The sequence below is a fragment of the Streptomyces sp. HSS9-12 genome, assembly GCF_054963655.1.
The window spans coordinates 1-5618 of the sequence record NZ_JBUEGC010000100.1; the positions used below are offsets into that span (position 1 = coordinate 1).

The 5618-nt window shown below is 66.3% G+C and carries 3 protein-coding genes and 2 pseudogenes; 4 read left to right on the plus strand and 1 reads right to left on the minus strand.

The features are described from left to right. The 4 genes and pseudogenes from ACY34J_RS28660 to ACY34J_RS28675 all read left to right on the plus strand — a co-directional run. A partial coding sequence (locus tag ACY34J_RS28660) for a UvrD-helicase domain-containing protein (protein ID WP_462729554.1) occupies positions 1-1229 on the plus strand: 1229 nt, incomplete at its 5' end. Further along, positions 1111-1926 (plus strand): 3'-5' exonuclease, encoded by an 816-nt coding sequence (locus ACY34J_RS28665; RefSeq protein WP_462729555.1) that lies wholly within the window; start codon positions 1111-1113, stop codon positions 1924-1926. The genes ACY34J_RS28660 and ACY34J_RS28665, both read left to right, overlap by 119 nt. A 31-nt stretch (positions 1927-1957) precedes the next feature. Further along, positions 1958-2379: pseudogene (locus ACY34J_RS28670) on the plus strand (glycosyltransferase); the annotation flags it as partial. A gap of 69 nt (positions 2380-2448) precedes the next feature. Then, complete coding sequence (locus ACY34J_RS28675) at positions 2449-4509, plus strand: protein kinase domain-containing protein (protein WP_462729553.1); 2061 nt, start codon at positions 2449-2451, stop codon at positions 4507-4509. A gap of 552 nt (positions 4510-5061) precedes the next feature. Here the strand turns inward: ACY34J_RS28675 and ACY34J_RS28680 are convergent. Next, positions 5062-5618, minus strand: a pseudogene (locus ACY34J_RS28680) (hypothetical protein); the annotation flags it as partial.

Below are 5618 nucleotides of genomic sequence, written 5' to 3' on the forward strand. Positions count from 1 at the left end.
GCAGATGCACGGCCGAGCCGGGTTCCCCCTGCTCCGCCACCGCATCCTCCTCCAGTGATCACTACACAGCGTTACCACCGATTACGGGACAGAGCCCCCCCGAGGACCTGCGCCGGCTCGGTGTCGCCGACGCCCTCATCGGCCCGGCCCTCGCCGTCACGACCGACGAGGAACTCGACCAACTCATCGCTGGCGCCCCGCGCCTGACCGCCGAGGTCCTCACCGGACTCGGCTCCGGCATGTCCGTCGACGAGGTCGAACGCGAGATCACCCAGCCTGCCTCCACGGAACTCGAACCGGGCTTCGAGAACGATATGGCGGCGGCCCTCACCCGTACCGCGGTCACCACGGTCGACGACGACATCCGCAACGTGCTGGCCGAGGGCGACTTCCGCGCTTGGAAGGTCTACCTCCATCCCACCCAGCGCAAGATCGTCGAACGAAACTACAGCGGCCCAGGCCGGGTCAGTGGCGGCCCCGGCACCGGCAAGACCATCGTCGCTCTGCACCGGGTCGCCCGCCTCGCCGCCGCTCTGCCGCCCGGCCTCGGCAAGCCGATCCTGCTGACCACGTACACCAAGAACCTCACCGCCGACCTGCGCTCCCGCCTCACCTCGCTCATGGACCCGGCGCTGCTCGGCCGTGTCGACATCAAGCACATCGACCAGCTCGCCCAGAGCGTCCTCAACGAGAACACCGCGCCCGGCGCGCAGCGCAGTCTGATCACCGACGACCGGGCCCTGGACGTACTGCGCGAAGTCCTCTTCGAACACGACGAGCAGCGCTGGGACGCCGAGTTCCTCTTCGACGAATGGGAACAGATCGTCCTCGGGCAGTCCCTCGGCACCCGCCAGGACTACTTCAAGGCTCGTCGCGCCGGTATGGGCCGCGCCCTCAACCGCCCCGAACGCGCCGTCATCTGGAAGCTGCTCGACCAGTTCACCCTGCGCCTCAACGGCATGGGCCGTGAGACCTGGGCCCAGGCCGCTGAGCGCGCGGCCCGCTACGAGATGGAACGCGCCCGCAAGATCCAGACCCGGGCCGAGCGCAAGGCGGACATCGGCGGCGGCGACCTGGCCCACCTCGATGACAACAGCCGCGATGCGCTACCTGCGTCACCGCTACCGGCACATCGTCGTCGACGAGGCCCAGGACCTCAGCCCCGCCCACTGGAAGATGCTGCGCGCCATGGTCACGGCCGGCCCGGACGACCTGTTCATCGCCAGTGACACCCACCAGCGGATCTACGACCGGCAAGTCACCCTTTCCACCGTCGGCATCAACATCCGCGGCCGATCCTCGAAGCTGACGCTGAGCTACCGCACCACCCAGGAGATCCTCGACCAGGCTGCCAAGGTCGTCCGCGGGGGCACCTATGACGACCTCGACGACGGCACCGACACCCTCGACGGCTACCACTCCCTGCTGCACGGCCCCGCCCCCGAGTACGTCGCCTGCGCAGACTGGACCGACGAGATCACTCAGCTAGCCGCAGCCCTCAAGCAGTGGCGCGCGGACATCGCCCAGCCCACCGAGGACGGCACCGTACGCGACCCCAGCGGCACCATGGCCGTCTGCGTTGCCGACGGCGATATGGCCGGCCGCGTCGCAGCCGATTTGGAGACGAAGCACGGCATCACCACTGCGACCCTCACCAAGGAGGGGCCGCAAGGTGGCGGCGAGGTCCACATCGGAACGATGCACCGCTTCAAGGGACTTGAGTACCAGAAGCTCGCGGTTATTGGCGCGAGCGACGGCATCCTCCCGCGCACTGCTGTCGTCGAGAAGTACGAGACGACTGACCCCAAACGGTACGAACGCGAACTCAAGAAGAGCCGCAACCAACTCTTCGTCGCCACCACCCGAGCCCGCGATGCGCTGTGCATCTCCTGGCACGGCAAACCTAGTCCGTTTCTACCCTTGTAGGCCGGGGCGGCTCTAACAGCATGCCCGAGGGATCTGGCTGGGCCTCGCGGAGCGGGTCGACAGCGTCCGCCCGTATCCGGGACTCGGCGAGCTGTGGCGAATGGTCGCGCGGAGCGCGTACGCGCAACTGCGGCACAACCCGCTGCTGCTTGTGGGGACGGTCGCGGGTCTCGTGTTCGTCTATCTGGCTCCACCTGGCCCCGGTAGCCGGCGTCCGGAGCGGGAACGCGGTGACGGCGTGGCTGGCGCTGCCGCGTGGGCGGTGATGGCGGGGACGTACATGCCGATGCTCCGCTACTACCGTCAGCCGCTGTGGCTCGTTCCGCTGCTGCCGTTCACCGCGTTCCTATATCTCCTGATGACGGTGGACTCGGTGGTGCTGCACCGGGCGCTGCGTGGAAGGGGCCAATGTACGCGCGCCCGGAGGCGGCGCCGGACCGGCGTACGGCATGACTTCCGGTCGACGCCCGGGCGATACGCTGGAGAGCCGGACAACCAGCCTCTCGCGTTGGAGACTTAGCCTTGCCGCAGCTCGCCTTCCTGCACACCTTCTGGACCGACTACGAGCAGCTGGAGAAGCCCGTCCGGGCCGGGGTTCGCAAGGCGATCACCAAGTTCCAGTCGCTGACGGTGGCCGAGCTGTACGCGGACAAGGGGCTGGGGTTGTCCGTCGCGCGCATGGCCCGTGATCCGCGGATGAGGACGATACGCATCACGGCCTTCTGGAGGGGCGTGCTCCTCGCGCCCGACGACGGAAGTGAGACCTTTCTCCTCCTCAAGGTGCTGCCACACGACGAGGCCCTGCAGTGGGCCGCCACCCGGCTCGTCTCCGTGAACTCCGCGATGGGAAGCCTGGAGGTGCGGGACGTCGCGGCCATGGAGCGGCTGGTCACTTCGCGGCCCGCCTCCCACGCTCCCACGACTCTCTTCGCTCGGTTCTCCGCCACCGACCTCACAGCGCTGGGCATCGACGGCCAGACCCTGGAGGCCATCCGCACCATCACGGACAGGGCGCAGTTCGACGCCTTCCAGCCACTGCTGCCCGAGGACCAGCGCGAGGTGCTCCAGTACCTCGCCGAGGGGTTCGATCCCGCAGAGGTCTTCCAAAACGTCGTCGCTCCCCGGCGGCCAGTGGACGCGAACCCGCCGGCTTCGGCGAGCCTCGCGGATGCCATCGCTCACACGAGTGACCGGATCACCCTTTTCTCGGAAGCTGGGGAACTGGAGGAGATCGCTGGCAAGCCGCTGGTCGCGCCACGAACCGGAGAGCTGCTCAGCCCCTCCAGACGGGGCGAGCGCAAGGACTACGCGTGTGAACGGCTACCCCTCGCCGACGGCGGCCAGGCAGACGTCTTCAAGGCGGTGCACAAGCCCAGCGGCAAGGTCGTCATCCTCAAGAAGCTTAAGGACAAGTACCCGCCCGGCCGTCAAGTTGCCCGCATGAAGCGAGAGATCGAATTCGGGCGCAGCCTGATCGGGAACCCGCACGCGATGCCGATCCTGGACTTCGATCCCAAGTACACCTGGTTCATCATGCCGTACGCGGAGGCCACCGCCGAGAGCTGCCGGGAGGAATTCTCCGATGATGCGGCCCTGCGGGAGCTGCTGGAATCCCTCTGCTCGGTCCTCGCGGTGGCGCACCGTGAGGGATGGATCCACCGGGACATCAAGCCGGCCAACGTCCTGCGCCTGAACGGCCGCTGGGTCCTGGCGGACTGGGGGATCGTGCGGCGGCCCCTGGGCCAGACGACCGATCCGCAGCGCACCCGCGTGGGGGTCTTCCTCGGCTCCGAGGGTTTCGCGGCCCCTGAGCACTACAACGACGCCCACCACGCGGGCCCCACCGCTGACATCTACAGCCTGGGGCAGCTCATCGGATGGGCCGTCACGGGCGAGATGCCCCTAGTGAACGTCCCGTTGCTCCCCAAGTCGGGCCCCTGGCGTGCGATCGTCCGGGAGGCGACCCAGAGGGACCCGGAGCGACGCCCGGCCACGGTGTCCGCCTTCCTCGATTTCGTCGCGCAAGAGCTGGACGAGCCGGCGGAGCCCGTTGCGCTACGCGGCGAGCACCTCCAGCGGGAACTGTTCGCCGGGTCGACGGGTGCGGGGTCGGACCTCCTGACGCTGGCCGCTACGCATCCCGACGACGCTGCTCTCTACTTCGACGTGCTGATCAAGGTTCCCGTCGCCTCGATCATGGCGGACCTACTGGCCGACGCCGCTCGTGCTGTAGAGGTCGTGTCCGCGATGGCGACACTCTTCGGTTCGGACGTCTCCCACGGTTCCGAGGAACTCGGCGCCACCGTCAGGTGGCTGGCCAGTATCGCCGAGGAGGCGGCCCGGGCGAGGGAGCTCGATCTCCTGGAAGCGTGCTGCGGTGGCGCGTTCGAATGGATCCCCCTCCTGGATGACCAGAGCGGGCAGGCCGATGGCTTCTCCTGGTGGACGACCCTGATCGGGGACGCCGCCAGCTCGGTGGCGGCGATGCTGCGACAGCACCCGGAGTGCGTGACGTACTTCGGCCACCTGGCGCACGACCTCCGCGTCGACCACCGGATTCGCGCGGCCATCGCCCAGCAGTAGACCGGTTCGGCGCAGTCGGCGCGGTGCAGCGCCCTCAGTGCTCAGGTAGCCGTACTCGTCTCGGATGTCCCATGTATATGCCTACTCGTCAGCGGCGTCGAAGCTCGGTTGACTCATACATGAGCTGATACACGTGGAGAGCTGAGTGTTTCATTCGGTAGATGGTGATGTTTGACAGAAAGTCTGTCTTTACTGCGGCACTCCGCCGTTGCTGCCCGTCCTCATCAGCGCCGACGATCCAGTCCTCGATGTGCTGCGGCAGTATGAATGTGAGGTGATAGGAGGCAGCGTCACCATTCCTGGGGGTGATGATCCACTCTGCGTCACCATGATCGGCCGTGCGTCTGATGCGGACTGGGTGCGTTGGATTCCGGGAGGCGGAATCGAGGAATCCCTTTCGGTTGGTGGTGTGCAGGGGAAGAATGAATGGCGCTGCAGGAAAACCGATCAATAGCTCTGCCTCGCCGTGTTCGTTGATGCCCTGGACGAAGTCATTCAGGGCGCCTTGTATGGCTCGATCGGCGGGAGCCGGTAGTCCCTCATCGATCAGTGCTAACGAATCGCCGGCACTTCCCGCGGTGTCTCCAGGCCCAGCCGCACCATGGTGCGTACCCAGTTCACGATCCGATTCGGGACATCTTGCCCCGGTGACGCGGCGCAGATCGCGGAGGCCAGAGTGTAAATGTGGTCCCGTAGCCATGTGAATGAGTCCCCCGATAGATCGATCAGTGAGATTTGGTGTGCAAGGGCGAACTGCTGGGCATTTTTGCTGAATCCACTGGTCGAGAAGAGGGCGTAGGAGTAGTGGTACCGGCGTCGAGGACGGCTGCTACCCCCATACGTGAAGTTCTGGTTCACATCACTGATGACGCCGTGCGCGTTGCGGACGATGTCCAGTCCGCAGGTGCGCTTCTTGTCGTAGAACTTCGCTTCCAGGAATAAGCGGATAGGGAATGAGAACGCCGGAGTGAAAGGGAATTCGCCGAGGGCATCGACCTGGTGTTCTGTTCCCCGCCCGACGACGTGGAGCGTGTTCCGTCTCTTGACGAGTTCGGATCCATCCTTGTCTCCCTGGGTCAGGAGACTGTAGCCGGTAGCTGTCAAGTCCG